Genomic DNA, 1487 nt, shown 5'->3' with positions numbered 1-1487 from the left:
GCGTTCATCGGCGTGCTGAGCGCCGGGCTCTGGCCGTTGATCGTGCGTGCGCTGCTGCTGGTGCCGGCCCTGGTGCTGGCGCTGCTGGTCTTCGTGCTCAACGGCGGTGTGGTGCTGGTCGCGTTGGCGCTGCTGCCGGCGGGTCCCGGCAGCGTCAGCCTGTCCACGGCCGGTGTGGTCGCGGCGGTGCTGTCCGGGACGACGTCGGCGGCGCACGGCGCGATCGCCGCCCGGGACGACGAGGCCTACCGGCGGCGGCTGGCCCGGATGGCGGGCCGCCGCGACGGGCGGCGGGTCCGCGAGGGGGTGCATCTGCCCGGGGCGGTGCCCGGGGTGGTCTTTCTGCAGCTGGACGGCCTGGGCCACGAGGTGCTGGTGCGGGCGCTGCGGGACGGGTCCATGCCCACCCTCGCCGGGTGGCTGTCGCGGGGCGGCCACCGGCTGACCCCCTGGCGCACCGACTGGTCCAGCCAGACCGGTGCCAGTCAGCTGGGCATCCTGCACGGCGACAACCACGATGTGCCGGCCTTCCGCTGGTACGAGAAGGACACCGGCCGGCTGATGGTGTGCAACCACCCCTCCAGCGCCGCCGAGCTGGAGCGGCGCCGCAGCGACCGGCCGGGGCTGCTGGCGGGGGACGGAGCCAGCCGGGGCAATCTCTTCACCGGCGGTGCCCCGCAGTCGGCGCTGGTGCTGAGTGTGTCCGGGCGGCTGGGCCGCCGGGACCGCTCGGGGTACTTCGGCTACTTCGCGGACCCCGCCAACGCCCTGCGCACCCTGGGTTCGCTGCTGGCGGAGGTCGGCCGGGAGCTGGTGCAGTCGGCCCGGCAGCGGCTGCGTGACGTGCGGCCCAGGGTGCGGCGGGGCGGTCTGTACCCGCTGGTGCGGGCGTTCGCCACGGTGGTCGAGCGGGACGTGGTGGTGGCCGCGGTGGTCGGCGACATGCTGGCCGGGCGTTCCGTGGTGTACGCGGACCTGGTGGCGTACGACGAGGTGGCGCACCACTCCGGGGTGGAGCGCCCGGAGACCCTGGAGGTGCTGCGCCGGCTGGACCGCTCGGTGGCGCTGGTGGCCGGGGTGGCGCGCTATGCGCCGCGCCCGTACGAGATCGTGGTGCTCTCCGACCACGGCCAGAGCCAGGGGACGGCGTTCGCCGACGCCTACGGGCAGAGCCTGGAGCAGCTGGTGCGGTCGGGCTGCGGTATGCAGGAGGCCCCGCGCGGACCGCGGCCGTGGGCGCCGGCGGACGGCGGCCGGGGTGCGGAGGCCCGGATGGCGGCCCAGCTGGCGCTGTACGGTCACCAGTGGGCTGCGCCGGTGCCCGTGGAGCCGGCAGAGCCGGGGGTGGCGGAGCCGATGGTGCTGGCCTCGGGCAACCTGGGACTGGTCTACTTCCCCGAGGTGCCGCAGCGGATGACGCTGGAGGAGATCGAGGAGCGGCATCCGGGGGTGCTGGGGGCGCTGACCGGGCATCCGGGGGTGGGGTT

Annotated in this window: 1 protein-coding gene; it reads left to right on the top strand. The window is 75.6% G+C overall.

Annotation, left to right across the window (positions count from 1 at the left end):
- On the top strand, positions 1 to 1487 hold a 1487-nt coding region (locus AOK09_RS36505), incomplete at both ends, for an alkaline phosphatase family protein (RefSeq protein WP_055591460.1).

Source organism: Peterkaempfera griseoplana, assembly GCF_001418575.1.
In the GTDB taxonomy this organism is placed as follows: Bacteria; Actinomycetota; Actinomycetes; order Streptomycetales; family Streptomycetaceae; genus Peterkaempfera; species Peterkaempfera griseoplana.
This window is presented reverse-complemented; position numbering and strand designations above follow the sequence as displayed.